This window comes from Rhodococcus globerulus NBRC 14531, assembly GCF_001894805.1.
GTDB classification, from domain to species: Bacteria; Actinomycetota; Actinomycetes; order Mycobacteriales; family Mycobacteriaceae; genus Rhodococcus_F; species Rhodococcus_F globerula.
This window is the reverse complement of record NZ_BCWX01000001.1, coordinates 796,233-820,904: the sequence shown is the minus strand read 5'-3', so window position 1 is coordinate 820,904 and position 24,672 is coordinate 796,233. Positions and strand designations below refer to the sequence as shown.

Annotated in this window: 28 protein-coding genes; 4 read left to right on the top strand and 24 right to left on the bottom strand. The window is 62.3% G+C overall.

From position 1 onward, the window contains the following. Positions 1-30: 30 nt before the first annotated feature. Genes RG2_RS03630 through RG2_RS03605 form a run of 6 tightly spaced genes read right to left on the bottom strand, consistent with a single transcriptional unit; the run spans position 31 to position 5,932 of the window. On the bottom strand, positions 31-1,173 hold the full coding sequence (locus tag RG2_RS03630; RefSeq protein WP_033235477.1) for a sulfotransferase family protein: 1,143 nt from the start codon (positions 1,171-1,173) through the stop codon (positions 31-33). A gap of 40 nt (positions 1,174-1,213) precedes the next feature. Beyond that, positions 1,214-2,005: an SDR family oxidoreductase gene (locus RG2_RS03625; protein WP_033235478.1), complete on the bottom strand. Its 792-nt coding sequence runs from the start codon at positions 2,003-2,005 to the stop codon at positions 1,214-1,216. Further along, positions 1,999-2,358 (bottom strand): nuclear transport factor 2 family protein, encoded by a 360-nt coding sequence (locus RG2_RS03620; protein WP_033235479.1) that lies wholly within the window; start codon positions 2,356-2,358, stop codon positions 1,999-2,001. The genes RG2_RS03625 and RG2_RS03620 overlap by 7 nt, the downstream gene beginning before the upstream one ends. Positions 2,359-2,382: 24 nt before the next feature. After that, positions 2,383-4,284 carry a sulfate adenylyltransferase subunit CysN gene (gene cysN, locus RG2_RS03615; RefSeq protein ID WP_033235480.1) on the bottom strand — a complete coding sequence of 634 codons (1,902 nt, stop codon included), beginning with the start codon at positions 4,282-4,284 and terminating at the stop codon, positions 2,383-2,385. Continuing rightward, the gene (gene cysD / locus RG2_RS03610) at positions 4,284-5,189 is read right to left on the bottom strand and encodes a sulfate adenylyltransferase subunit CysD (protein ID WP_033235481.1); all 906 of its coding nucleotides are present in this window, start codon (positions 5,187-5,189) and stop codon (positions 4,284-4,286) included. Before cysD ends, cysN begins: the two co-directional genes overlap by 1 nt. Next, on the bottom strand, positions 5,186-5,932 hold the full coding sequence (locus RG2_RS03605) for a 3'(2'),5'-bisphosphate nucleotidase CysQ (RefSeq protein ID WP_033235482.1): 747 nt from the start codon (positions 5,930-5,932) through the stop codon (positions 5,186-5,188). The genes cysD and RG2_RS03605 overlap by 4 nt, the downstream gene beginning before the upstream one ends. Before the next feature lie 254 nt (positions 5,933-6,186). Between RG2_RS03605 and RG2_RS03600 the strand changes: the two genes are divergently transcribed. Next, entirely contained in the window at positions 6,187-6,798 is a 612-nt protein-coding gene (locus tag RG2_RS03600) for a TetR/AcrR family transcriptional regulator (RefSeq protein WP_033235777.1), read from the top strand. Between the two features lie 13 nt (positions 6,799-6,811). On the opposite strand, the gene RG2_RS03595 is transcribed toward RG2_RS03600, so the two are convergent. From RG2_RS03595 to RG2_RS03545, 11 genes are all read right to left on the bottom strand, one after another. Further along, the gene (locus tag RG2_RS03595; RefSeq protein WP_033235483.1) at positions 6,812-7,093 is read right to left on the bottom strand and encodes a metal-sensitive transcriptional regulator; all 282 of its coding nucleotides are present in this window, start codon (positions 7,091-7,093) and stop codon (positions 6,812-6,814) included. Between the two features lie 31 nt (positions 7,094-7,124). Further along, on the bottom strand, positions 7,125-7,382 hold the full coding sequence (locus RG2_RS03590) for a hypothetical protein (RefSeq protein ID WP_033235484.1): 258 nt from the start codon (positions 7,380-7,382) through the stop codon (positions 7,125-7,127). Further along, positions 7,375-7,896, bottom strand: coding sequence for a transport-regulating membrane protein Mce1N (gene mce1N / locus RG2_RS03585; RefSeq protein WP_033235485.1), 522 nt, complete (start codon positions 7,894-7,896; stop codon positions 7,375-7,377). Before mce1N ends, RG2_RS03590 begins: the two co-directional genes overlap by 8 nt. Further along, entirely contained in the window at positions 7,889-8,350 is a 462-nt protein-coding gene (locus RG2_RS03580; RefSeq protein WP_230590253.1) for a hypothetical protein, read from the bottom strand. Before RG2_RS03580 ends, mce1N begins: the two co-directional genes overlap by 8 nt. A 206-nt stretch (positions 8,351-8,556) precedes the next feature. Next, positions 8,557-9,207: a hypothetical protein gene (locus tag RG2_RS03575; protein WP_033235486.1), complete on the bottom strand. Its 651-nt coding sequence runs from the start codon at positions 9,205-9,207 to the stop codon at positions 8,557-8,559. A 51-nt stretch (positions 9,208-9,258) separates the two neighbouring features. Next, a complete protein-coding gene (gene hemB, locus RG2_RS03570; RefSeq protein ID WP_033235487.1) occupies positions 9,259-10,233 on the bottom strand; it encodes a porphobilinogen synthase in 975 nt (324 codons plus the stop codon). A 77-nt stretch (positions 10,234-10,310) separates the two neighbouring features. Beyond that, entirely contained in the window at positions 10,311-11,873 is a 1,563-nt protein-coding gene (locus RG2_RS03565; RefSeq protein WP_033235488.1) for a bifunctional uroporphyrinogen-III C-methyltransferase/uroporphyrinogen-III synthase, read from the bottom strand. Between the two features lie 60 nt (positions 11,874-11,933). Further along, a complete protein-coding gene (hemC, locus tag RG2_RS03560) occupies positions 11,934-12,908 on the bottom strand; it encodes a hydroxymethylbilane synthase (protein ID WP_033235489.1) in 975 nt (324 codons plus the stop codon). Continuing rightward, a complete protein-coding gene (locus tag RG2_RS03555; RefSeq protein ID WP_033235490.1) occupies positions 12,905-14,266 on the bottom strand; it encodes a glutamyl-tRNA reductase in 1,362 nt (453 codons plus the stop codon). The genes hemC and RG2_RS03555 overlap by 4 nt, the downstream gene beginning before the upstream one ends. Then, complete coding sequence (locus RG2_RS03550; protein ID WP_033235491.1) at positions 14,263-15,156, bottom strand: redox-sensing transcriptional repressor Rex; 894 nt, start codon at positions 15,154-15,156, stop codon at positions 14,263-14,265. Before RG2_RS03550 ends, RG2_RS03555 begins: the two co-directional genes overlap by 4 nt. Before the next feature lie 141 nt (positions 15,157-15,297). After that, entirely contained in the window at positions 15,298-15,558 is a 261-nt protein-coding gene (locus RG2_RS03545; protein WP_033235492.1) for a glutaredoxin family protein, read from the bottom strand. 201 nt (positions 15,559-15,759) lie between these two features. On the opposite strand from RG2_RS03545, the gene RG2_RS03540 reads away from it, so the two are divergent. Beyond that, entirely contained in the window at positions 15,760-16,755 is a 996-nt protein-coding gene (locus RG2_RS03540; protein ID WP_033235493.1) for an HAD family hydrolase, read from the top strand. 54 nt (positions 16,756-16,809) lie between these two features. Here the strand turns inward: RG2_RS03540 and RG2_RS03535 are convergent, their stop codons facing one another. The 7 genes from RG2_RS03535 to RG2_RS03505 form a co-directional block, all read right to left on the bottom strand. After that, entirely contained in the window at positions 16,810-17,835 is a 1,026-nt protein-coding gene (locus RG2_RS03535) for a lysophospholipid acyltransferase family protein (RefSeq protein WP_033235494.1), read from the bottom strand. Beyond that, a complete protein-coding gene (locus RG2_RS03530; protein ID WP_045066581.1) occupies positions 17,832-18,923 on the bottom strand; it encodes an NAD-dependent epimerase/dehydratase family protein in 1,092 nt (363 codons plus the stop codon). The genes RG2_RS03535 and RG2_RS03530 overlap by 4 nt, the downstream gene beginning before the upstream one ends. A gap of 320 nt (positions 18,924-19,243) precedes the next feature. After that, a complete protein-coding gene (locus tag RG2_RS03525) occupies positions 19,244-19,345 on the bottom strand; it encodes a 30S ribosomal protein bS22 (RefSeq protein ID WP_003402602.1) in 102 nt (33 codons plus the stop codon). Positions 19,346-19,589: 244 nt separating this feature from the next. Then, positions 19,590-19,826 (bottom strand): helix-turn-helix domain-containing protein, encoded by a 237-nt coding sequence (locus tag RG2_RS03520; protein WP_003941845.1) that lies wholly within the window; start codon positions 19,824-19,826, stop codon positions 19,590-19,592. Positions 19,827-19,953: 127 nt separating this feature from the next. Further along, entirely contained in the window at positions 19,954-20,769 is an 816-nt protein-coding gene (proC, locus tag RG2_RS03515) for a pyrroline-5-carboxylate reductase (RefSeq protein ID WP_033235495.1), read from the bottom strand. 34 nt (positions 20,770-20,803) lie between these two features. Further along, complete coding sequence (locus RG2_RS03510; RefSeq protein WP_033235496.1) at positions 20,804-21,649, bottom strand: thioesterase family protein; 846 nt, start codon at positions 21,647-21,649, stop codon at positions 20,804-20,806. Next, positions 21,649-22,293: a MerR family transcriptional regulator gene (locus tag RG2_RS03505; protein WP_033235497.1), complete on the bottom strand. Its 645-nt coding sequence runs from the start codon at positions 22,291-22,293 to the stop codon at positions 21,649-21,651. Before RG2_RS03505 ends, RG2_RS03510 begins: the two co-directional genes overlap by 1 nt. Before the next feature lie 135 nt (positions 22,294-22,428). Between RG2_RS03505 and RG2_RS03500 the strand changes: the two genes are divergently transcribed. Then, on the top strand, positions 22,429-23,076 hold the full coding sequence (locus RG2_RS03500) for a TetR/AcrR family transcriptional regulator (RefSeq protein WP_051730614.1): 648 nt from the start codon (positions 22,429-22,431) through the stop codon (positions 23,074-23,076). 128 nt (positions 23,077-23,204) lie between these two features. Then, complete coding sequence (locus RG2_RS03495) at positions 23,205-24,671, top strand: wax ester/triacylglycerol synthase domain-containing protein (RefSeq protein ID WP_033235498.1); 1,467 nt, start codon at positions 23,205-23,207, stop codon at positions 24,669-24,671. Position 24,672: the final 1 nt, after the last annotated feature.

Below are 24,672 nucleotides of genomic sequence, written 5' to 3'. Positions count from 1 at the left end.
TCTCCTTGTTCTAGTAGATTTTTCGAGCAATCAGCTGGCGGCGAACTTCGCTTCGACGTCGGCGGCGCTCACGCCGAACTCCTCGAGCGAATAGCGGTGTGACGGACGACGGTGTTCTGCGAGGCTCGCCTGATGCGACGCATCCACCGCGGCCCGAGCCTCGTCCGTGAAGGGCAGGTCGAACTGCGCGTAGATCTTCTCGACAGTGCCGACCGCATCGGAGATGAAGTCCTTGTAGTCGACGTCGATGAACTGATCGGAGTTGTAACGGGTACGGGCATTGTTGAAGTTCGCGTTACCGCGCGCCCACAGGTCGAGTTGGGTGCGTCCGATGGCCGGACGGTCGAAGGCCTTCGACATATCGTGTCCGCCCTGCTCCGCAAGGCTGAAAGTGGACGCCATCGATGTCAGCGGGTCCCGGAATGTGCGAACGAACAACGCATCCGGATAGACCGACATGATCTCGTCGATCGCGAAGACGTGGCTCGGACTCTTGAGCACCCATCGTCGATCCGAATCGTGCAGCCCGATCAGCTGCAGGTTCTTCTTGTGCCGCGCATACGTTTCGGTCCAGTCCTGCTTCGCCAGCCACCGGGTGTAACTCGGTACGTACGCAACGGTCTCGAACGCGGTCGAGAGCATCGTCTGCTGCAGCAGGCGCCAACATTCCTCGACCTCCTCCGCCCCCATGAAATGCACCTTCATCAGGTCAGCCTCGTTGCGCTGACGGGCTCGGTAGAAAGCGTCTGAGCGAACGTAATCTTCGTTCTCCGACCACTTGTCGCGCTCCGGGCGCGGCTGCGGCGTCTCGGCAAGCCACATCTCGGCACCCTGATGCGCCGGGTCAGCGCCCAGCAACCGGTGTAGCGCGGTGCTGCCGGTCCGAGTCAACCCGACTACGAAGATCGGACGCTCGATCGGAACATCGACGTGCTCGGGGTATTTCGCGAATCCGGCCTCGCTGGTCAGTCGTCCCGCGAGCGCTCCGATGATCATCTTGCGAGCAATCACCTTGCCGTGCGGAGTGAGGTCGGCTTCCTGCTGGAACGACTCGAGCAGAACTCGAAGGCCATCGAGGTAACCGTCACTGCCGAAATCTTCGTAACCGGCCACCTCGCGCGCAGCCTGGTGCAAGTCCTCGATGGAACCAATGCCGTCGTAATCCTGTGTCATGACACGTCCTTTGAGAATTGATCGGTCTTGTATGAGTTGATCAGTGGTGCGTGTGACCGCAGTTGACGTCGAGACATTGCCCGGCGATGGCCCTGGCCGAATCGGACAGGAGGAAGACGACAGCGTTGGCAATGTCATCGGGTTCTGGTAGCCGGCGCAGATCGGCGCCCGCTGCGATCTCGTCGTAAATGACCTTGGGGTCGACTCCGGTGGCCGCAGCCTTCTTCTCGAACATGTTCTTGACCGAGTCCGCCCAGATATAGCCGGGGGCAACGGAGTTGACTCGAATCCCCTTGGGACCGAGGTCGATCGACAGACTGCGGGCCATTGCCAGAAGTCCGGCTTTCATCACGCGGTATGCCCCGAACCCGGGAAGCTGATTGCGCAGCACCATGGACGTGACCATCACGACGGACCCCTGCGCCTCGGTCAATGCCGGCACCAATGCGCGTGTGACGTTCAACGCCGCAAGCAAGTTGATGTCGATGCCCGACTGGATGGAAGCCATGTCGGCTTCAAGCAATGGGACCTGCGCCGGTTGGACAAAGGCATTGTTCACAAGGCAATCCACGGCACCGAACTCAGCAACGGCAGTCTGCGCCAGCGACGCAATCGAATCGACGTCGGTGAGATCCGTCGGTACCGCCAAAGCGATTCCGCCGCGATCACGGATCTCGGTTGCCACCGATTCCAAACGCTCGGACGTGCGGGCGGCCAGAACAACCTTCGCACCGGCCGCCGCACTCTGCACTGCGATCGAACGACCAAGCGCCGGGCCGACTCCCGAGACCACGACTACTTTGCCGGCCAGCAGGCCCTGAGCGCTCAACACAGTGCCTGCGGATCGAGAACCACACTCAACGAGACGATCTTGCAGTTGTCGTCGAACTCGAACAGGTCGGAGGCAGCGAAGTCGGCCATACCGACGCGCTGCACCCGAAGCTGCATTGCTGCGTACTTTCCCGTCACCGAAATCGGACCGAGCAGGCTGACTGTGAAGTCGACCTGCGCGTTTGCCGTGTCGAATGCGCGAATCTCGTCGACCCCGCGATAGGTCTTGACACCCAACGGTTCGTGTTGAACGGCGTCGGCGGCAAACAGCGCAACCAGATTGTCAACATCGTGACTTCCGAGATACTTGACGTAATCTTCTACGACAGAAATGATTTCAGCCCTGTCAGGCATGAAGGCTCCTCATGTTCAGGCGGGTCAAGAAATGGTTCCGCGGGCGCGGAGATAGTCGACAATGACGCTCGCAGCATCCTCGGTCGTCGTGACACTGGTGTCGATGTGAATATCGGGACTCTGCGGCGCTTCGTACGGTGAGTCGATGCCGGTGAAGTTCACCAACTCCCCACGTCGAGCCTTCTTGTACAGCCCCTTGGGATCTCGCTCCTCTGCGACGGCAAGAGCGGTATCGATGAAGATCTCGACGAACTGGCTGTCCCCGATCAATTCACGGGCCGCATGACGCTCGGCCTCGAACGGCGAAATGAACGACGCGAGAACGATCAGGCCGGCGTCCGCCATCAGGCGGGTCACTTCGGTGACGCGGCGGATGTTCTCGACGCGGTCGGCTTCGGTGAACCCGAGGTCTCGATTCAAACCGTGACGGACATTGTCTCCGTCGAGGAGATAGGTGTGTGCGCCGAGAGCGTGCAGTTGGCGCTCGACGTCGTTGGCGATGGTCGACTTCCCCGAACCGGAGAGCCCGGTGAACCACAGAACGGCGGGTTTATGTCCCTTGAGCCTGGTGTGCGCGGCCTCGTCCACGTCGACGGATTGCCAGTGAATGTTGTCGGATCGGCGCAGCGAGTGCGTGATCATGCCGGCACCGACTGTGCCGTTGGTGAGGCGATCGATGAGGATGAAGCTGCCGGTGTCACGGTTTCCCGTGTAGGGGTCGAACGGGACCGCGCGATCGAAACTGATGTTGCACACACCGATTTCGTTGAGCTCGAGGGTTGTCGTTGCGGTCTTTTCGAGTGTGTTGACGTTGATCTTGTGTTTCGGTTTCGTGATGCGCGCAGTGACCGTGACGGTACCGATCTGGCACAGGAACGGCCGTTCGGGCAGCATGGGCGCCTCGCCCATCCACACGATATGGGCCTCGAACTGGTCAGCGACGGCCGGCGGATTGTCACCGATGGACAGCACGTCGCCGCGGCTGATGTCGATCTCGTCGGTGAGTGTGATGGTGACCGAGCGGCCCGCACCGGCCACATCGAGGTCGCCGCCCATCGTCACGATGCGCTCGACAGTGGACGTCTTTCCACTGGGGAGCACGCGGATCGGATCACCGGGAGAGACTGTCCCGGAGACGATCTGGCCCGAGAATCCCCGAAAGTCGAGGTCCGGCCGGTTGACCCACTGCACCGGCATCCGGAACGGAGCCGAGGCGGCGGCATCGTCGATGTCCACGGATTCTAGATGTTCGATCAGGCTGGGCCCGGAGTACCACGGGGTATTCGCGCTGCGCTCGGTGAGATTGTCGCCCTTGTATGCCGACATCGGAATGGCGACAAACCCGTCGAGACCGATCTCGTGAGCGAAGCTCGTGTAGTCCGTGGTGATGGCGTCGAAGACCTCCTGCGAGTAGTCGACGAGGTCGAGTTTGTTGACCGCAAGCACCACGTGCTTGATCCCGAGTAACGACACAAGATACGAGTGCCGACGCGTCTGCGTCAGGATGCCTTTGCGTGAGTCGACAAGGATCACCGCGAGATCGGCTGTCGATGCGCCGGTCACCATGTTTCGGGTGTACTGCTCGTGCCCGGGAGTATCGGCAACAACGAACTTGCGACGTTCTGTCGTGAAGTAGCGGTAGGCGACGTCGATAGTGATGCCCTGCTCACGTTCGGCTGCGAGACCGTCGACGAGGAGCGCAAAATCGAGCCCTTCACCCTGGGTGCCGCTCTTGCGCGAATCCGCTTCGAGTGCCGTCAGCTGATCGTCGAAGACGAGTTTCGATTCGTAGAGCAGACGGCCGATCAAGGTGCTCTTGCCGTCGTCGACGCTGCCGCACGTGATGAATCGCAGCATGCTCTTGTTCGCGTGGCGCTCGAGGTATGCCTCGATGTCGTCGGCGATCAGATCCGAGGAAACAGTCATCAGAAGTACCCTTCTTGCTTCTTCTTTTCCATCGACGCACTCGAGTCGTGGTCGATGACCCGTCCCTGGCGTTCGGAGGTGGTGGTGAGCAACATTTCCGAGATGATCTCGGTCAAGCTGGTGGCGGTCGATTCGACGGCACCGGTCAGCGGATAGCAGCCGAGAGTACGGAAACGGACGCTCTTGAGTTCCGGAGTTTCTCCCGGCAACAAGGGCATCCGGTCGTCGTCGACCATGATCAGGGCGCCGTCACGTTCGACGACGGGACGCTTGTCGGCGAAATACAGCGGAACGATCGGAATCTCTTCCTGGCGTATGTATTCCCACACATCCAGTTCGGTCCAGTTCGAGAGCGGGAAGACGCGCAGGCTTTCACCCGGCGCTTTGCGGACGTTGTACATCCGCCACAGCTCCGGTCGCTGCTGCTTCGGATCCCAGCGGTGCGCTGCCGATCGGATCGAGAAGATCCGTTCCTTGGCGCGGGATTTTTCTTCGTCACGGCGGGCGCCGCCGAACGCCGCGTCGAACTTGTAGTGATCGAGGGCTTGTTTGAGGCCTTCGGTTTTCCACATGTCGGTATGGACGGCCGAGCCGTGAGTGAACGGGTTGATCCCCTGCCTGACGCAGTCCGGATTGGTGTAGACGATCAGATCGAGATCGCCTGCAGCAGCGGTACTGTCACGAAGTTTGTACATTTCGCGGAACTTCCACGTGGTGTCGACGTGCAGCAGCGGAAACGGCAGCTTCGACGGGTAGAACGCCTTGCGTGCCAGATGCAGCATCACGGCGGAGTCCTTGCCCACCGAGTACAGCATCACCGGGTTCTCGCTCTGCGAGGCAGCTTCACGCATGATGTGAATGCTCTCGGCTTCGAGTCGTTCGAGGTGCGTCAGTGTCGTGGTCATCGGCCCAGTTCCTCCAGTGCTTTCGGGGCGAGTTCAGGTCGGCAGATCAGCAGATCCGGCAGCCACGGGTTTTCCTGGTTGTAGCGAAGTTCGCTGCCGTCGATACGCGAAACATGCAGTCCCGCAGCGCGTGCGACGGCAACAGGGGCCGCCGAATCCCACTCGTACTGCCCACCCGCATGTGCATAGATATCTGCTTCTCCGGATACAACCGCCATCGCTTTGGCGCCGGCAGAGCCCATCTCGATCAGCTCCGCGCCCATCGAGTCAGCCATTCGCATGACCGGTTCCGGACGCCGCGTCCGCGACACGACGACGCGTACCGGCGTCGTAGCGCCGCGATCGGTTCGATCATCACTACTTGCATAGGTGACGCCGAGGGCAGGCATCGCGACCGCACCTGTTGTGAGGACACCGTTTTCGGTCAGTGCGACATGCACGGCCCAATCCGATCGGCCGGCTTCTCCGTATTCGCGGGTGCCGTCGAGCGGGTCGACGATCCACACCCGATCCGCATTCAACCTCGCGAGGTCGTCAGCGCCTTCCTCCGACAGCACCGCATCCGCGGGGAAGCGTCGGGCAAGTTCGGCGACGATGAAGTCGTGACTGAGCCGATCGGCAGCGTCCTTGAAAGTCGCGGCATCGACGTCGTTCGCACCGAGGGATTTCCGGTGTTCGAGCAGAAGTTCTCCAGCCGCAGCGGCGATCTCGATCGCCGCGCGTTCATCGTTGGTGCGTGTCATAGGTACTCCACAACTGTGTAGACCTCCCGATGGATACGGGAAGAAACGTCAGGCCGACCGCAGAGTGTCCAGCGCTACGCACTGGTCTCGATGTGGTCTGCGCCATAGCGTAGCACCAGAATGAACGATGTTCATTCTATTTCGAACAATGTTCTTTCTGTGATTGGTATCACTGAACAGCAAACCCTATGGTCAAGAATGAACGACGTTCATTTGCAATTGAGGTTGCGGCCTGTCCCGACTACGGTGATCAAATGAGCAGTACCAGCACTAACTCGATCTACGGCGACGCCGAAGCGCGCCGACGCCGCACCTTGGACGCGGCGATCGCACTCCTCGACGAAGGCGGCTACTCCGCGCTCACTATTCGCGCGGTGGCAAAACGATCGGGAACCAGCACCGGCCTGATCTACCAGTACTTCGTCGACAAGCAGGACATCTTTGCCGCCCTGCTCAGCGAGAGCCAACTGGAAATGGCGGACTTCGTGAGCTCGCTCCCCCGCGAGCAAGGACTGACGCCGCTACTCGAGTCCATGATTCCCGAATTCGCGCGGCATTGGGCGCGAGTCGGCAGACTCACCACCACGTGGCGCGACATCGAGGGAATGGCCGGATCCGACCGCGACAGCATGCGGGAACTTCACGCATCAGTTGCGGTCTTCAACTCGGCATTGATTCGAGCGCTCACCGAATCTGCTGCAGCCGAAGGCAGCCGGTTGATCGAAGACCCCGCGCTCATCCATCTTGTGCTCTCCGGACTCAAAGGCCTGTCGGACACCATCGTCATCAACGTCGCCAAAGAAATCACACCCGAGCATTTCGTGAACTTCTCCGCCCGCGCGCTCGCTCGGGCCATCACGGAGTGAACCGAACAGCTACTCAGGAACGAACGAGGCGAGCGATCGCTGCCTGAGCTTCCTTGATCTTGGCGTCGGCTTCCGGACCGCCCTGCTTGGCGGCTTCGACAACACAGCCGGCAAGATGCGCGTCGAGAAGCTTCAGGGACACGGACTGCAACGCGCTGGTTGCGGCCGAAACCTGCGTCAGGACGTCGATGCAGTACCGATCGTCGGCAACCATGCGCGAGATACCCGCGACCTGACCTTCGATGCGGCGAAGACGTTTGAGCAGATCGTCCTGCTCGGGGCTGTAACCACTCATAACGCCACTATACCCCCTACCCGTATAGTGCTTAGTCGGATGCGACGTATGCCATACGGAGCCGACGCGTCACATCGATCGCCATGAGCCCGGCCAGCAAGAGAGCCAGACCGGCACCGGAAATCCACAGTCCGTCGTAGTGGGTGCCCTCGAACGACGGTGCGCCCTCGATAATCGGACCGAAGGTCGACGTGGTCAGCCCTGATCGCCAGCACACGAGCGCCAGCGTCAGCGCCGCGACCATACCCAGAACACCTACCAAGGTCTTGGCATCGACTTTTCTAGTCATCGGACACCCTCTCGGAATCTCGCGCACTTTCCGCTTCGCCGCGGCGCGCCATTACCTGATTCAACGCCTCACGCAACACGATGTCGTCCTTCGCCCAGGCTCGGACCAGACCACCCGTCGTCAGCCGCAAGCCGATGCTGTGACGACGACGTGGCACTCCGGACAGTTCGCCGAGCGCTCGGGCGGTTTCCCACGGCTCCATTTCGTCTTCGTAGGCGGAGTCGTCCGATTCGGGAAACACCTCGGCGATTTCGTCGACCGGAACCTCCTCGGTGCCCTGACGAAGCATCGCGTCGGTCAACTCGACGCTCACATGCCGGCGCGCGGCGGTGACCTGCACGTAGACCAAGCCCGTCAGAATCACCGCGAACATTGCCAATCCGAACCAGTGCACCACCGGCCCGGTGAACAATTCGATCACCAGAGCCACCAGGCAGAACGCCGGACCGAGGGCAACAGCCGACATCCGCGAACCAGGCTCGTAGAACAGAACCTCGGACGCGTTGTCAGCCATGAGCAAACCAGCTGCGCGTCGAGCCCCGATAAATCGACACCCCCGCGCTGATCAGCATCACCGGAACAACCAACGCCAGAGCGGTGCTGATACCGGTGATCACCAGTGCCAGCTGGAGCCACACAAAGACTCCCGAATAGATGACGAGTATCCGTCGACACAACCTCCGGCCGAGCCGCGTCGGTCCGGCCAAGCCGCCGATGATCAATCCGCTGAGCAACAGCGCCACACCGGACACACGAACGAACGTGACATAGGTATCGATGTTGTCCGCCGACACCCCCTGATCGGCGAACTGTTCGCGGAGCTCGTACGACGCGCTGGACATACTGATCAAGCCGAACAGGATCAGGAGGAATGCACTTGCTATCCACAACCAGAAGGCAGCGTTGACAGCGGTGGGGGGCCGGACTTTCTTCGACGTCGTCACAGGTGCCGAGTCCGCGCTAGCCACTCACGACTCCTGGCACGACAACCAGGAGTGCAGTGGCGATCACGGATATACCCAACAGCAGAAATACGATCATTTCGGTTCGCGAGCTGCGTCGCGGTCGTGGGGCGTCATGTGTGCCCTCGGCGTTCAAAGCGTCTCGAGAATGCACTGCGCTTGCCTCTCCCAACTACCGTCGTGACCTGATTCACACTACCCCGCATGGCGCCTCACCGGGACTGTGGGGGGAACCTCAGAAAGTACGGATTCGACTCCTTGCGATGCATCATCACGATGGCACCGACGGCCGCGACAGCTTGCAGGATCTGCGCGCCGCCGAACAGCAGGGTGGCACCGTCACCGCCCCCACCGAGACCGAGAATCACCGGAATCGCAGAGACGACCATGAAGACCCCACCAAAGGTCAACAGCATGCGCGCCCAGTTCTTGCCGCGGCTCATCGATCGCACGACCAGCAGGAAAAGCGCGGTGAACACCAAAATCATGATCACCGACACCACCACAGCCATCGGGAAAACACTCTCGATGTCCGAGCGGGTGAGACCCGCGTCGGCGGCGGCGGGATTGCTCATCATCTCGTCGATGAACGACGACTTCTGACCGAGCATCATCGCGATCATCGCGCCGCCCTGCACCACACCGAGCACAGCCACTGCCCACCACAGCTGAATCGCCGTCACCACGTCGGTCGGCGGCTCGGACTTCTGCGTGCCCGAAGGATGCGACGACGGATTGGTCGGCATCGGGCCCAGCGGATGGAACTGATTCTGGAACTGCTGGTTCTGATACTGCTGATTGTCGTACGACGGTTGGTTGTCGTACGGCGGTTCCTGGCGAGGAGGCTGCCACGGCTCGGTCATGATGACAGCCTATCTGTCCGGCACTTCATGATCATCCGGCTTGGTCCGAGCTCACAACCAACCGGCGACCTCGGACGCCCAGTACGTGAGAACGACGTCGGCACCGGCACGTCGGATGCTGGTCAGCGATTCGAGAACTGCGGCGTCGCGATCGATCCAGCCGTTTTGCGCAGCCGCTGTGATCATCGAGTACTCCCCCGAGATCTGATACGCAGCCACCGGCACCGGTGAACGGTCCGCAGTCTCGCGCAGGATGTCGAGATACGACATGGCGGGCTTCACCATCACCATGTCCGCGCCCTCGGCAATGTCGAGATCAACTTCGCGCAACGACTCACGACGGTTGGCCGCGTCCTGCTGATAGGTACGACGGTCACCCTGCAGCGAGGATCCGACTGCTTCGCGGAACGGCCCGTAGAACGCCGACGCGTATTTCGCTGCGTACGCCAACTGACCGACCTCGGTGTACCCCGCCGCGTCGAGTGCGCCGCGAATCGCCCCGACCTGCCCGTCCATCATTCCGCTCGGCCCGAGGAGATGAGCACCCGAATCTGCTTGAGCCAACGCCATCTCGACGTATCGAATCAAGGTCGCGTCGTTATCGACGGCGCCGGCCGGTGTCAGCACTCCGCAGTGCCCGTGATCGGTGAACTCGTCGAGACACGTGTCGGCCATGATGACCGTCGAATCACCGAGTTCGTCTGCGAGAGCCCGCAATCCGACGTTGAGAATTCCGTCGGGGTCGATAGCCCCCGATCCCTGTGCGTCCTTGTCCTCGGGCTTGGGCACACCGAACAGCATCAGACCGCCGACGCCGGCGCTCACCGCCTCGGTAGCCGCTGCTCGCAACGAGTCGAGAGTGTGCTGGTATACGCCAGGCATGGAGGAGATCTCACGCGGGGCGGCGATCCCGTCCGCAACGAACATCGGCAGCACGAGGTGCCGCGGTTCGAGGGTCGTCTCCGCTACCAGTCGCCGAAGCGCAGGGGTTCGCCGGAGTCGGCGCGGACGATGGGTGGGAAACACGAGACGGGTTCTCCTTCGTCGGACGTTGCTGTGCGCCTTTCCGGTAGTGGGCACTACCAGAAAGGCGCACAGGCGCTTTAGCGCCTACGTGACTTCTTGCGCGGAGGCGGCAATGCACCCTCGGCGCGCAGGCGAGCGGCGTGCTCGGCCAGTGCCTCGACCAGCGGCCCTACCTGCGAGGTTTCGGGCTGCACGTCGACGCGCAGTCCGAACTCGATAGCGGTTTCGGCGGTCTTCGGACCGATGCACGCAACCAGAGTGCGAGCGTGCGGCTTGCCGGCGATACCGACAAGGTTGCGCACCGTCGAGGACGAGGTGAAGCACACGGCGTCGAATCCGCCGGTCTTGATCATCTCGCGGGTCTCGGCGGCAGGCGGTGCGGCGCGCACCGTGCGGTAGGCGGTGACGTCGTCGATTTCCCAGCCACGTTCGCGCAGGCCTTCGGCGAGGGTTTCGGTCGCGATGTCGGCGCGGGGCAACAGAACTCGGTTGACCGGATCGAAAACGTCGTCGTACGGCGCGAATTCGGCCAGCAGCCCTTCACTGGACTGATCACCCTTCGGCACCAGTTCGGGGTTGATACCGAACGAGCGGACCTTGGCTGCGGTGGCTTCGCCGATGCAGGCGATCTTCACGCCGGAGAACGCGCGGGCATCGAGGCCGAATTCTTCGAACTTCTCCCACACTGCGCGAACAGCATTGGTGGAGGTGAAGACGACCCACTGGTAACGACCGTCGACGAGTCCCTTGACGGAGCGTTCCATCTGAGCGGGGCTGCGCGGCGGTTCGACGGCGATGGTCGGGACCTCGATCGGGATGGCGCCGTGGGTGACCAGACGGTCACTCATCTCGCCGGCCTGATCCTTGGTGCGCGGCACGAGGACGGTCCAGCCGTACAGTGCGCGTGATTCCCACCAGGACATCTTGTTTCGTTGGGCGACAACCTTGCCGACCGTGATGACCAAGGAGCCGACCAGTTCGGAGCCGGCCTCGTTGAGCGTCGCCAACGTTGCTTCGACGGTGCGCTGCTGCCGGGTGGTGCCGCGCACGGTGATCGCTGCGGGGGTCTGCGGAGCCATGCCGTTCTCGACCAGCGCGCTGGCGGTCTCGGCGAGGTGTCCGGAGGTTGCGTGCAGGACCAGCGGTCCCGGTGCTGCGGCCAGTGCGGCCCAGTCGACCTCGCCGCGCACGTCGGCTTCGGTGTGTCCCGATCCCAGTGCCATGCCGGCATAGCTGGGAACCGCTGAGCCGGAGGGCAGTCCTGGCAGGACCTCGAACTGAACCTGGGTGCGTGCCACCGCGGTGACCTCGGCGATCACGGAATCCGTGGTAAGCGGATCACCCGAGACGAGACGGACGACGTCGTGGCCGTTCTTGGCTTCGTGCACAAGAGTTTTGGCGACCTCGGCCGGTTCCCCGAGTGCGGGACGCACGTCGGCGATCAGTTCGCCGGTTTCCTCGTCGCGACCCATGTCGATGCCCACGAGAGCGACGACGCCCTTGTCCACATCAGGATCGGTGAATGCCAAGGCTGCGCCGGTGAGGACGTCGCGTGCGCGAACGGTGAGCAGGGCGGGGTCGCCCGGTCCCGATCCCACGAACAGGATCCGTCCGGGAGTGTTCTTTCGGACTCGGGTCATCGGTGATTCTCCAGTGCGCTGTATCGAAATGGGAACTTGGTGCAAGTGCAATAGGTTGTGTCAAACATCGGCGGCCTCGCCTGTGGTCACGTTCATCAACTCTCGGGCGCCGAGTTCGAGTAACTCTCGGGCCACCGCTCTGCCGAGTTCCTCGGCGTTGTCCGGTGCACCGACTGCACCGGTACGGATGACGTCCGAACCGTCGAATGCGGCTGCGCAGCCGCGGATCGACAGTTCGTCGAAAATCTTGCCGTTGTCGTCGATTGATTCGACAACTTCGGCGAGTGCCCCTACGGGGGCAGTACATCCCGCTTCGAGTTCGGCCAGCAGGGCGCGTTCGGCGATGACCGCCGCACGTGTGTCCGCGTGATCGAGCTCTGCGAGTATCGCCACCAATTCTTCATTGGCAGAGAGACATTCGACTGCCAGCGCACCCTGCGCCGGCGCCGGAAGCATCTGAACGGGCTCGATGTTCTCGGTGATGAGATCAAGGAGGCCGATGCGGGACAGACCGGCGCGAGCGAGGATCACGGCATCGAGTTCACCGGATTCGACCTTGCCGAGCCGGCGCTGCAGGTTTCCGCGCAGCGGCACGATGTCGAGCCCGAGGCCGAGGGCCGCGAGCTGTGACACTCGTCGCGGCGCAGAGGTTCCGACCTTGGATCCCGCCGGAAGTTCACCGAGCACCAGGCCGTCACGGGCAACCAGCGCATCACGCGGATCTTCGCGAGGCGGGATCGCTGCGATCACGAAACGCTCGTCCTGCGCAGTGGGCAAGTCCTTGTACGAATGCACGGCAACGTCGACGCGGTTGTCTGCCAACGCTTCTCGAAGCTCCGCCGTGAACACGCCGACGCCGATCTTCTGCACTGGATCGGTGGACTGATCGCCCTTGGTCTTGATGATGACCAGTTCAGCCGGGTGCCCGGCCGCAATGAGTGCGTCGCGCACGGTTCCGGCTTGTGTGGTGGCGAGAAGGCTTCCGCGAGTACCGATCCGCAGGGTGCCCTCGGAGTGCAGTGGTGTGGTGCTCATACCTGCTTGTCCCTTCCACCGCGATCGCCGTCCACCCGATCGGTGGGTGCGGCCACTGCCGCGGGCAATGCCGGGCTGAGTTCGAATAGTTCACGCAGCGCGGCCGCGTATGAATCTCCGCCAGGCGCCGACGCCAGTTGCTTGACGCGCACGGTAGGTGCGTGAAGCAGTTTGTCCACGACGCGTCGTACGGTGCGTGCTACTTCGTCGCGTTGCGGATCGTCGAGATCGGGCAACCGCGAATCGAGGCGCATCAGTTCGGATTCGACGACATCTGCGGCGCGCTGCCGCAGAGCCGTTACCGTGGGTGTGACCTCGGCGAGTCGTTGACCGGCCAGGTACATCGCCAACTCACCGGCAACGATGGCGCGGGCAGCGTCGGCGTCGGATGCCGCGGCCCCGGCAGCCGGATCTCGTTGCAGCGCTTCCATGTCCAGGACCGTGACGCCGGGCAGACCCGATACTGCAGGGTCGATGTCGCGGGGCAGACCGAGGTCGCAGATGACAAGATGCTTGTTCGGGTTGCGATCGGGTTCGGCGAGCGCGCGGTGCGCGTCGGCCAATGTGACTACTGCTCCGACCGCGCCGGTACAGGTCACCAACACGTCCGCCTGCGCCATGACCGCTGAAAGCTGCTCGAAATCAACAGCTTCGGCGATGACGCCGTTGGAACGAGCGGTGTCCGCCAAGTGCTCGGCACGCTCGCGGGTGCGGTTGACCACAATGATGCGATCGATTCCGGCGCGGGTCAGGTGCGCGACCGACAGTCCGCCCATCGCACCTGCGCCGACAACCACTGCGGTGCGCCCGACCAATCCACCGTCACCGAGGATTCCGGCAGCGCGGTCGAGCGCCACCGACACCACTGATGCTCCGGCAGAATCTATTCCGGTTTCGGAGTGCACCCGCTTGCCGACACGCAGTGCCTGCTGGGCAAGCTCGTGCACAACCCGCCCTGCCGCCTGCTGCGCGTCGGACGACGCGTAGGCAGTACGAATCTGGCCGAGGATCTGCTGCTCGCCGATCACCATCGAGTCGAGTCCGCTCGCGACGGCAAAGAGATGCTCGACGGCAGCTTCGCTGTACCGCACGTAGGCGTGGGCATGCAGGGCCGTCAGGTCCAGACCGGAATGGTCGGAGAGGATCTCGCCGACCTCGGTGAGAGCGCCGTGGAATGCGTCCACGACTGCATATACCTCTACCCGGTTACAGGTGGAGACGATCATCGCCTCGGTGATGTGCGACGACGCCAGAAGCTTGTCGATCAACTTCGGACGGTCGGTGTCGGTCACCGCCACTCGCTCGAGAACCGGCACGGGCGCAGTTCTATGCGAAACCCCGACAAGCAAAACACTCACGGCGCGATCACTGATCCGTTTCTTGTCGAACCTGCTCCGACCGGAGCGGGTGAACTTGTGGAGGGACGGGACGAAGCGGGTGCCGCATGAGCGACGCGCACTCTTGGTGCAGCTGACGCCTGATCTGCGTTGCGTGCACTGTTGAACGAGAGAACCTGCATTTCGACTGCCAAGTCGACCCGTCGCAGTTCCACGTGATCCGGAACGTCGAGAGCGATCGGCGAGAAACTCATGATGCAGAGGAGGCCGGCGCGAACGAACTGATCGCATACGTCCTGCGCGGCCTCGTCCGGAGTGGAGATGACGCCGATGGTGGCCTTCAGTTCGCGGCACGCGAATTCGAGTTCGGCGGTGTCCCGCACGGTCAGATCCCCCACCTGGGTTCCGACGCGAGCGGCGTCGCTGTCGAAGAGTCCGACCATCTCGAATCCACGACGGCTGAACCCGCCGTAGCCGACCAGTGCTTTCCCGAGGTTTCCGACGCCCACCAGAACAACCTTGTGTCCGCGGTCCAGCCCGAGCGCACGCTCGATGCGGATGCGAAGTTTGGTGACGTCGTACCCGACGCCGCGAACACCGTTGGGACCGAGGAACGAAAGATCCTTGCGCAACTTCGCTGATCCGACGCCTGATGCCTGCGCCAGTTCTTCGCTGGAGACGATGGACGTACCGCGATCGGACATGACTCCGAGGACCCGCAGGTATGCCGCCAACCGGGTCACCGTAGCCTGGGGGATGACGCGATCCTGCGTAGTTGCGGAATCGACCTCAGCAGCGACTGGAGCAGCAGTGGTGACAGGACGGCCCGCAGCGCCGGTGACGCTCTGAGCCGATGGCTCGTGCGTCTGGTGCGGTTCGGTCACGTCGTTGGCTCCTCGTCCGACCGACACAGTTGTCGACCTCCACGATGCTCCGGGGGGAATGTTCACACCACGGTAACCGCTTGTGAACCCATGCACAAAGTTGCTTGGAACGGGTTCGATGTGCCTTTAACCTGCAGAGCGGCAGATTTCCCCATATTTAGCATTGCCTTACTTGCGTAAATCGGCTCGAAGTCTCTCTTCGTCGACTTCCCAGTAACCGTGCTCGCGCCCATCGAGAAGAATGACCGGTAGCCGGTCTCCGTACTCGGCCCTCAGTTCCGGGTCGCTTGCTGCGGCTTCGTCCACGTCGATGCACGTCACTTCAAGCTCGAACTCGCTGCAGACCCGCGCCAGCACCTCCGCCGCGCCTACACAGGAGGCACATCCCGCACGGGTCAACAAGGTCACTTCATGGGTGTTCACAGTCATCGAGTAAGGACCCTTCCTCAGGCGCGATGTTCATCTATCAGTCGGTCAAGTGTGCCTTTTGTGCCCACCCCGATACCAAATCGCCCGAGAGGAAGGTCACACACACCGACACTCATCGCCATCCACGCCTTGGAGCCTCACCGCGGAGGATAGGCTGACTTCAAGAGTTCTCTGCTCAACGGTGCAACACGGGAGGTGCGGGTGCCTGCGCGATCACTACCGAACGGTTCCGGATTCGGGTCGGGGCTGGCCGGGGTCATTCTCCCCGGTCGTCGCCGGGTCAAGAATCCGCTGGGACCGAGCGAATCGGAAGTTCGAGCCAACCTCGCCGGTGAGGCCAGTGCGGACGCGGCCCTGGCACTCACCGCGGCCGCCCAAGCGGAAGAGCCCACGGCCGACGACGCTGTACCGGCGGTGCCGCGAGACCTCACTGCTGCGGCATTCTTCGACGTCGACAACACCATGGTCCAAGGTGCGTCCATCATTCACTTCGCACGTGGGTTGGCCGCCCGGAAATACCTGAAAACGTCGGACCTGGTGGATTTCGCCTGGAAACAGGTCAAATTCCGGGTAACCGGACGCGAGAGCAGTGACGATGTTGCCGAGGGCCGCGAGAAGGCTCTCTCGTTTGTCGCCGGCCGGTCAACGGCCGAACTCGCCCGACTCGGTGAGGAAATCTACGACGAGGTGATCGCGGACAAGATCTGGCCTGGCACCCGTGCGTTGGCTCAGATGCACTTGGACGCGGGCCAGCAGGTCTGGTTGGTGACGGCTACCCCTGTCGAACTCGCGCAGGTCATCGCCGAGAAGTTGGGTCTGACCGGAGCCTTGGGCACAGTCGCGGAGAGTGAGGACGGCGTCTTCACCGGCCGTCTTGTCGGTGACATCCTGCACGGAATGGGCAAGGCGCATGCCGTCCGCACGCTGGCGGTTCGCGAGGGCCTCAACCTCAAGCGGTGCTCCGCGTACTCCGACTCTCACAACGACGTCCCGATGCTGTCCCTGGTCGGTACCGCAGTTGCGATCAATCCCGACGCCGATCTTCGCGAACTCGCAAAGAACCGCGGCTGGGAAGTGCGTGATTTCCGCACCGCGCGCAAAGCGGCCAAGATCGGTGTTCCCACGGCGCTGGTGCTCGGGGCGATCAGTGGTGCACTCGCCGTCATCCTTGCGCGTCGGAAAGAACAGAACGCCTGACGGAATCGAAAGTCCGGATCGAATCCGATCCGGACTTTCAGTTCAGCCCAGCTTTCAGCCCAGGAAAATGTTGCGGCGCTTGGCCAGCAGCCGGTAGAGCGTCTGCTGGATGGTCTCGCGCACGTGGTCGGTCACTTCGAAGAGAACCATCGGATCCTCTTCTGCACCTGCGTCGTACGTGTCCGTGACGATCGGCGTCCCGAATTCGATGTGCCATTTCGACGGCAGCGGAACCAGCCCGAGCGGTCCCAGATGCGGAAACAACGGAGTGACCGGGAAATACGGAAGGCCCAACAACCGCGACAGCGTCGTCAAGTCGCCGATTTTCGGGTAGATCTCTTCCGAGCCGACTATCGAGCACGGGATGATCGGAACTCCGGTACGCATTGCGGCCGAAACGAATCCGCCGCGCCCGAACCTCTGCAACTTGTAGCGCTCACTGAACGGTTTTCCGATTCCCTTGAACCCTTCGGGGAAGACCGCCGCCACTTCACCCTCACGCAGAAGTCGCTCGGCGTCCGGGTTGCAGGCCAGTGTGTGCCCCGCTTTGCGCGCGAGTCCGCCGACCAGCGGCATCTCGAATGCCATGTCCGCAGCCAACATTCGCAGTGGCCGGTGCGCCGGATGGTGATCGTGTACGGCAACGGACGTCATCAACCCGTCGATCGGAATCACGCCGGCATGATTCGCGACCACCAGAGCGCCGCCGGTAAGCGGGATGTTCTCGATTCCGCTGACCTCGACACGAAACCACTTCTCGAACAGTGGCCGCAGCACCGGCATGACGATGTGGTCCGCGAAGTGCGGATCGAACCCGAACTCGTCGACCTCGTAGTCACCGGCCATCCGGCGCCGTAGGAACTCCGCCGTCGACGCGATCTGATCGACCAGTCCCGAGCGGACGGTGTCGACAAACGACCCGTCGTTCGGAGTCTTGGGTGGCAACGCCCCACTCGAGGGATGCCGGCGCTCGCTCTGCTCTCGCACCAATCGTTGTGCGCCGGTTACCGATTCACGTGAGCTTGCTTCGCTTCGGGCTGGGTGCGGCCGCAACGGAATTACCTTTGCCACGTCACTCATCGCTCCACCACACCTCGGTCCGGGGTCGTCATCGACATCACGTCGGCGCTCGGTGACGCCACGGCTCCGTTGCCGCCGACTATCGCGGTCAACGTTTTCTCCGCCCGGTCGATCCACTCGGACCCGATGATCCGCCGCGTCTGCATGGCCCGGACGAAGTCGTCGAGCGCCTGCATCGTCGTCCACCTCGGCTCGAATCCCATCTCGCTGCGCATTCGTGTGGTGTCCAGACCGCACCCGAACCGGAAGTACTCGAGTTGTTCGTCGGTGTACAACCGCATGGACGAACCCACCAAGGCGTTGCCGACGCTGCGGAACAGCGCCAGCGGCATCGGAACTTCGATGCGTCCGGCTCGCCTGATGGCCTGCGACATCATCACAACCCCGTCTGCTGCGATGTTGTACGTTCCCGCCACCGGGGTAACGGTGGCGCATTCGAGCGCGGCAAGCGCGTCCTCGGCGTGCAGCAACTGCAGACGTGCGTTACGTCCGGCAATGGTGGGAACCACCGGTGCACTGATGTAGTGCCCGACCGTTGCGGTGAGTTGGGGGCCGATCAGCGGAGCAAGTCTCAGAATTGCCACGTCGATGTCGGGCCGGCGACGTCCCATGCCTCGGAGATACCCCTCGATTTCGAGGGTGTCCCTGGCGTAGCCTCCGGGCGGGCGCCGACGCGCACTCATCTCTTCCGTGAACTGGGCGGGATCTTTGGCACTGCACCCGTACACAACCGACGCGGAGCGGAGAACGACTTTGCGAACGGTAGGGGCCTTCTGGCACACGGCGAACAACTGCATTGCGCCGATGACGTTCATGTCCTTCATCGCTGCGCGTGAACCTGATTTGGGGGCCTTCTGCAGGGTCGACGCGTGTACGACAGTATCAACTTCGGCGCCTCGGATGACCTTGCCGATGAGGGGGTTGCGGATATCGGCGCGCACGAATTCGGCACGGCCCATTCGGCGCAACATGTCTTTGCTCGGGCTCACGGAGTCAACGGCGATCACTCGCTCGATTGCCGGATTCTGCGCCAGTCGGGTTACCAGGTAACCGCCCAGAAATCGGCTTGTGCCGGTCACGAGAACCACGCGGGGAACTACATTGTCCGATTTCGTGTCGCCTGCTGATTTTTCGTCGGCTGCTGTGTCACGAACTACCACCAAGTACCCCCCTATCCAGGACGAACGATCGTTCCCGAATCACTTTTGTGACAAGTTTCCCCCACCATACGGCCAGTCGGGGTCTCGCGCTGTTTACCCGCATCACACTCATTCAAGACATATCTCCCACGGAGTGGGACGGCGTGTCCATAACCCCCCGAACAGGCCCCGAACAGACCCCGAACAGACAACGATGCCCGCCGCTTCCGAAGAAGTGGCGGGCATCGACGCTTAGTGCACAGTACTGCTTATTTACCGAGTTTCCTGCGCTGCACTCGGGTACGACGAAGCAACTTGCGGTGCTTCTTCTTGGACATGCGCTTGCGACGCTTCTTGATCACTGAACCCATAGCGGGTGTCCCTCACGTTCTTCTATAGCGTTCCTGCGCACGCCGGTCACGTACGCCTGCGCCAAGCAACTGGCGCCTGGCCCTCGTTTTAACTAGCTCAGCGCCTTACGACACCAGCTTGCTGGTACGACAGTTGATTATCGTACCGGTGCGGACTCACTCGACATAAACCGAGCCTCCGGCACAGCTTCTGCTGTGCCCGCGACAGGGCTTACGCCGAGGTCGTCCTCTCCGAATCGGCTGGTCAGCCTGCGTCGAAGTACGAGGTTTCGAGATAATCGTGCACCGCTTTCGCATGTACACGGAACGAACGTCCCACTCGAACAGCGGGCAATTCGCCGCTGTGTACCAAACGGTACACAGTCATCTTCGACACCCTCATCAACGTTGCCACCTCGGCAACCGTGAGGAATTGTGTTCCGGCCACGGCCGGCTTCCCGTCGTGGGACGAACCCATGGACGGCTTGTTTGCAGACACCATAAATCCACATACCTCCAGTACGACTCGCGCCGCCGGCTTCCCCTCCGGCGGAACAGACACGTACGTACTAACCCCGAGCTTAGCTGTACTTGTGGGGTTAAAGCGACGGGTGTGGCGTAATGGGCGACTATTCGACAGCGGCACCCATTGCGACTGAACGCGTCTTAGCGGCCTCGAGAGCGTTGTAGAACGCGGTTCGAAGACCGCCTGCCTCGAGTTCGCGAAGCGCTGCGGCTGTCGTGCCACCTGGCGAGGTCACGGCAGCCCGAAGATCGCCGGCGCTGTCTCCGGTGCGATCGAGCATCGCGGCCGAACCGACCATCGTCTGAACAACCAATTCAGACGCCACTGCACGAGTGAGACCGAGACTGACACCGGCATCGATCATCGCTTCGGCCACCAGGAACATGTATGCCGGACCAGAACCGGATACAGCCGTGACAGCATCGATCTGCGATTCGGGCACCGTGACGACCTTGCCGACGCTGCCCAGAATTCCGCGCACCAATTCCAGGTGCTCCGGCTTGACGTGTCGGCCCGGCGCCAGAACGCTGACGCCTTCGCCGACCAGCATCGGTGTATTCGGCATGACCCGAATCACCGGGAACCCTGCAGGAAGCCGCGTTTCGTAGAACCCGATGGGGATACCGGCGGCGAGCGAGACGATCAACTGCTCGAGATCACCGTCGAGATCCACCTTCGACAGCGCTGTCAGAGCTGCCTCGACGTCGTTCGGCTTGACGGCGATCACGATAACGTCAGCACCGTCGGCCGCGTCCTCGATCGTGGTGACGCGGATGGAGTACTCGGCAATCAGTTCCTCCACGCGCGGCTGATACTGCTCGGCAACAACCAGATCCTTGATCGCATGGCCTGCGTGCAGCAACCCGGAGATCAGCGCCTCGCCGATCTTGCCGCCACCGATAATCGCAATTCTTGTCATGCCGTCAAGCCTGCCACGACGACATCGAGGGGAATTACCGGGGCATCATGGCCAACTGCCTACTCTGCACCACCACGGCCCCGGTGGAATCGAGAATGTCGTGATCCTCTTCGAACCACGTGCTGCCCAACACATCCGAACTTGCCCGAACCCGCAGCCAGCCCGGTGCAGGCAGCCTGCGCAGGTACGTCGTCAACTGCACGGTCGGCGCCCAGCCGAACAGTCCACGGTTCATCGTGACCGGAGCGCTGATGTCTCCCGCCATGATCGCGAACAACACCGCGGTGTCGACATCCGCTTCGTCATCGGGCCGAGCGCGCACCCACATCCGCACCTCCGGCTCCCCCTGAGCGCCGGTGAGAAAGTGCGCGGACGTCGTGTCGATCCGCATGTCGCAGCCTTGACCGACATGCACGATCTGCGCCATCGGATGATCACCCTCTACCGCGGCGGCGTGCTCCGACGGTTCCGCGGGCATGTCGTCGATCGACGAGGTGCTCACGAAGGCAGGAACGTCGCCGTCGGGAATGCCGAGTGTGACCGCGGCGCGGACGGCAATCCTTCCCGCCTGACTCAACTCGACGTCCACCAGCGACACCTGGCGCCCCTGCTTCTGCACTGTCACTGCCAAATCGACGTCACCCGGATCGGGTGCGGCGAGGTAATTCGCACTGACGGCAATAGGTTGCATCGCCCGCACGCCGTCGTTGCCGGAAGCATTGTCGCGCAACGCCGCTCTCGCAGCCGCCGCGCACACTGCCATCATCGACCCGCCGTGAACCTTGGGTCCGATGGTCCAGATCGGGTCGATCGTTGCGCGGAAACGGCCGCCACCGAGCGATTCCAGTCGGTTCAGATCACGAAAAGGGCTGGTGCTCATCAATTTTCCTTCATCCGGTTTGTCGTGTGCTCCGCAGGTGACGTGAACTTTGCGGATCCTAGGTCTTGGTGCGCCAAGCGTCGTAGTGCTGTCAGGACCGGTTCGTACATCGCGGTCCCGAGGACCGCGTACCGAACTGCCTCTTCCGTCGAACCGAGCGGCATCAGATCGATTTCCACTTCGGCAATTCCTCGAATGTGTTCTCCGTAAGCCCGCAGTCGTTCCTCGCTCAACGTCAGACCTGCTCCTTCGAGACCGATCAGCGCTTGTTCCAGATGAGCGACGGCGACATACCGCGGGTCGTACACCTGCCCGAGAAACTCCAGCACCTTCTGCGCCCGCGGAAATTCGTGCACCGGATCGTTGTCGACGTGGGGTGGCAGCTGGGCGATAGCGCGTCCGATCCGCTCGAATTCGGAGAGGTCCGTCGCCGATACGAGATCGAGAATCGCACGTATGCGCGGAATGGAGAGGCCCGCCCCGGAGAGCGCTCTGATCAGCCCGAGGCGACGAATGTGATCGTCGCCGTACTGTGCGCCGGTCGCACTGGTGGGTTCGCCCGCCATCAGCAGACCCTCACGCAGGTAGTACTTCACAGTGGGCAGTGCCACGCCGGATCTGGCCGACAGTTCGGAAATCTTCATCGCGCTCCTCGCCCCCTCACTAGATACCAATACTATCCAACTGAAATGCGCCCGTGATCCCACCCCTGCGTGGACTATCCTCGGACGTTCTAGCGAACACTAAGAAACGATTGTCGAGCGGAGCTCACAGGCACAATGGCAAGAAAACCTTCTGCACCGCCCCAGGACGCTGCACTGTCCCAGGACGAAGGGTGGCGCACCGTCGAACCACTGACTCTGACGCCGCTCCTCACAGCAGCCCTGGCCACCTTCCACGAATTCGGGTACCACGGCGCCTCCGTCCGCGATATCGCCAAACGCGCCGGCGTCACCGTTCCGACGCTGTATTACCACCACGAAAACAAGCAGGGCATTCTTGTCGCCTTGATGATGACCGGCATCGAAGCGGTCACCGTCCGGGCACGCGAAGCGGTCGACGCTGCCGGACCCTCCCCTACCCGACAATTCGGAAACCTTGTCGAGGCCGTTGTATTGCACATGACCAGCCGAACGGACATCGCTTTCCTCGATTCCGAACTGCGCTACCTCGAAGACACAGAGCGAAAAGCCTATGCGGCCAAGCGAAAGCATCTCGAGAACCTTCTGGCCGACGTCCTGAGCGCCGGTGTCGAACAGGGCGAGTTCACCGTCACCGACATCGCCGGCACCGGGCGCGCCATGCTGGGTATGTGCCAATCGGTGGCGCTCTGGTTCCGGCCGGACGGTCCGCAGACACCGCACGAAGTCAGTGTCTTCTATCGAGAAATCGCACTCAACGCAGTGGGCGCCGTCGCCACTGTCTGATTTGACCGGTCCAGTCGAACGTCACATCTGTTCACTGCCACCGAAACCGGGACGCGCCGACGGTCTCGGGTCCACACTTAGATACAGAACGACGGGGTGGACCCGAAGACCGAGGGAGTTCTTGAAGTATGGCCGACAACAATCCATTTGTTCCTCCTAGTGCGGTCGACGTCGACCTCTCTGCGGTCGCGTGGGGCGCGAACCGGACGATGTCCGATTTCGAGACCGGGATGTGGCGGATGGAAGAAGCGCAACCACAATTGCGCTCGCCGATCGTCGCGGTAGAAGTCCTCGACCAGGCGCCCGATTGGGATCGTCTTCGCGGGGCTGTCGAATGGGCGTCGCACGTCGTACCCCGCATCCGGATGCGCGCTGTCGAACCCACCCTGAACCTGGGTAACCCGGTCTGGTCGGTAGATCCCGAATTCGACATCGGGTACCACTTGCGACGCGTCCGTCTACCCGCGCCTGCCGATTTCGATCACGCACTGCGTATGTGCCGCCACCTCGCCACCGAACCGTTCGACAAGGCTCGCCCGCCGTGGAGCGCACTGCTCATCGAGGGACTGGACGACGGCCGCGCGGTTTTTGTCGTCAAAACCCACCACTCCATCACGGACGGCATGGGCGGAATCCAGATGATGACGCTCCTGCACAGCAGGCGCGCCGATCCCACGCCGGACAAGCCCGATCGCACCCCGCCGCCGGCAGAGCATCTGTCCTCGATCGGTGCTTTCGGCGAAGAAGTTATCGGCGAGATCCGTCGGGCGCCGTCGCGAGTAGCACGACTCCTGCGCGGCGTCACCAACATCGCGGCCACCGCGATCACACAACCGATCACCACAACCACCGAGGTCCTGGACTACGCCAACTCGCTGCGCCGAATTGTCACTCCGCCGGCCAGTTCCGGTTCTCCACTCCTACGTGAACGCGGTCTCGGTCGCTGGTTCGGAACCTTGGAAGTTGGTGTGCCCGAACTCAAAGCGGGCGCAAAAGCGGCCGGCGGCTCACTCAACGACGCGTACGTCGCAGCTCTACTCGGCGGATTCCGTCGCTATCACGACGCGTTCGGTCAATCGGTCGACAGTGTTCCCATGGGGATGCCGGTCAGCATGCGCACCGGTTCGGATCCGTCCGGCGGCAACAGATTTGCCGCCGTTCGCTTCAGCGGCCCGATCTCGGAGACGGACCCGGCCAAACGAATCCGGCAGGTCCGCGAAATCGTTCTGAACCTTCGCGAAGAGCCGGCACTCGACGCCGTCGACCTGGCTGCGCCCGTCCTCGCGCGCCTGCCAAATCAGCTCCTCGCGAGCTGGTACCTGTCCCAGTCCACCGGACTCGATCTGCAAGCGAGCAACGTTGCGGGCGTTCCCGTCCCGGTCTATCTTGCCGGCGCGAAGATCGAGCGGATGTTCCCGTTCGGTCCCGCCCCTGGCTGCGCCGTGATGGCAACGCTGGTCTCGCACGTCGGAATCTGCTGCATCGGAATCAATATCGACACCGCAGCCGTCACCAAACCTGCATTACTCATGCAGTGCATCCAAGACAGCCTCGATGAGATCGTGGCCCTCGGAACCGCTGCGGAAGGTGCGTGAG

Coding starts and splice junctions, on each gene's coding strand:
- proC (WP_033235495.1), bottom strand. CDS start 20,769: ATGACAAGAATTGCGATTATCGGTGGCGGCAAGATCGGCGAGGCGCTG.
- RG2_RS03525 (WP_003402602.1), bottom strand. CDS start 19,345: ATGGGTTCAGTGATCAAGAAGCGTCGCAAGCGCATGTCCAAGAAGAAG.
- RG2_RS03565 (WP_033235488.1), bottom strand. CDS start 11,873: ATGACCCGAGTCCGAAAGAACACTCCCGGACGGATCCTGTTCGTGGGA.
- mce1N (WP_033235485.1), bottom strand. CDS start 7,896: ATGGCTGACAACGCGTCCGAGGTTCTGTTCTACGAGCCTGGTTCGCGG.
- hemC (WP_033235489.1), bottom strand. CDS start 12,908: ATGAGCACCACACCACTGCACTCCGAGGGCACCCTGCGGATCGGTACT.
- RG2_RS03505 (WP_033235497.1), bottom strand. CDS start 22,293: ATGAAGATTTCCGAACTGTCGGCCAGATCCGGCGTGGCACTGCCCACT.
- RG2_RS03510 (WP_033235496.1), bottom strand. CDS start 21,649: ATGAGCACCAGCCCTTTTCGTGATCTGAACCGACTGGAATCGCTCGGT.
- RG2_RS03495 (WP_033235498.1), top strand. CDS start 23,205: ATGGCCGACAACAATCCATTTGTTCCTCCTAGTGCGGTCGACGTCGAC.
- RG2_RS03520 (WP_003941845.1), bottom strand. CDS start 19,826: ATGGTGTCTGCAAACAAGCCGTCCATGGGTTCGTCCCACGACGGGAAG.
- RG2_RS03535 (WP_033235494.1), bottom strand. CDS start 17,835: ATGAGTGACGTGGCAAAGGTAATTCCGTTGCGGCCGCACCCAGCCCGA.
- RG2_RS03545 (WP_033235492.1), bottom strand. CDS start 15,558: ATGACTGTGAACACCCATGAAGTGACCTTGTTGACCCGTGCGGGATGT.
- RG2_RS03575 (WP_033235486.1), bottom strand. CDS start 9,207: ATGACCGAGCCGTGGCAGCCTCCTCGCCAGGAACCGCCGTACGACAAC.
- RG2_RS03630 (WP_033235477.1), bottom strand. CDS start 1,173: ATGACACAGGATTACGACGGCATTGGTTCCATCGAGGACTTGCACCAG.
- RG2_RS03620 (WP_033235479.1), bottom strand. CDS start 2,358: ATGCCTGACAGGGCTGAAATCATTTCTGTCGTAGAAGATTACGTCAAG.
- cysN (WP_033235480.1), bottom strand. CDS start 4,284: ATGACTGTTTCCTCGGATCTGATCGCCGACGACATCGAGGCATACCTC.
- RG2_RS03500 (WP_051730614.1), top strand. CDS start 22,429: ATGGCAAGAAAACCTTCTGCACCGCCCCAGGACGCTGCACTGTCCCAG.
- cysD (WP_033235481.1), bottom strand. CDS start 5,189: ATGACCACGACACTGACGCACCTCGAACGACTCGAAGCCGAGAGCATT.
- RG2_RS03605 (WP_033235482.1), bottom strand. CDS start 5,932: ATGACACGCACCAACGATGAACGCGCGGCGATCGAGATCGCCGCTGCG.
- RG2_RS03595 (WP_033235483.1), bottom strand. CDS start 7,093: ATGAGTGGTTACAGCCCCGAGCAGGACGATCTGCTCAAACGTCTTCGC.
- RG2_RS03600 (WP_033235777.1), top strand. CDS start 6,187: ATGAGCAGTACCAGCACTAACTCGATCTACGGCGACGCCGAAGCGCGC.
- RG2_RS03590 (WP_033235484.1), bottom strand. CDS start 7,382: ATGACTAGAAAAGTCGATGCCAAGACCTTGGTAGGTGTTCTGGGTATG.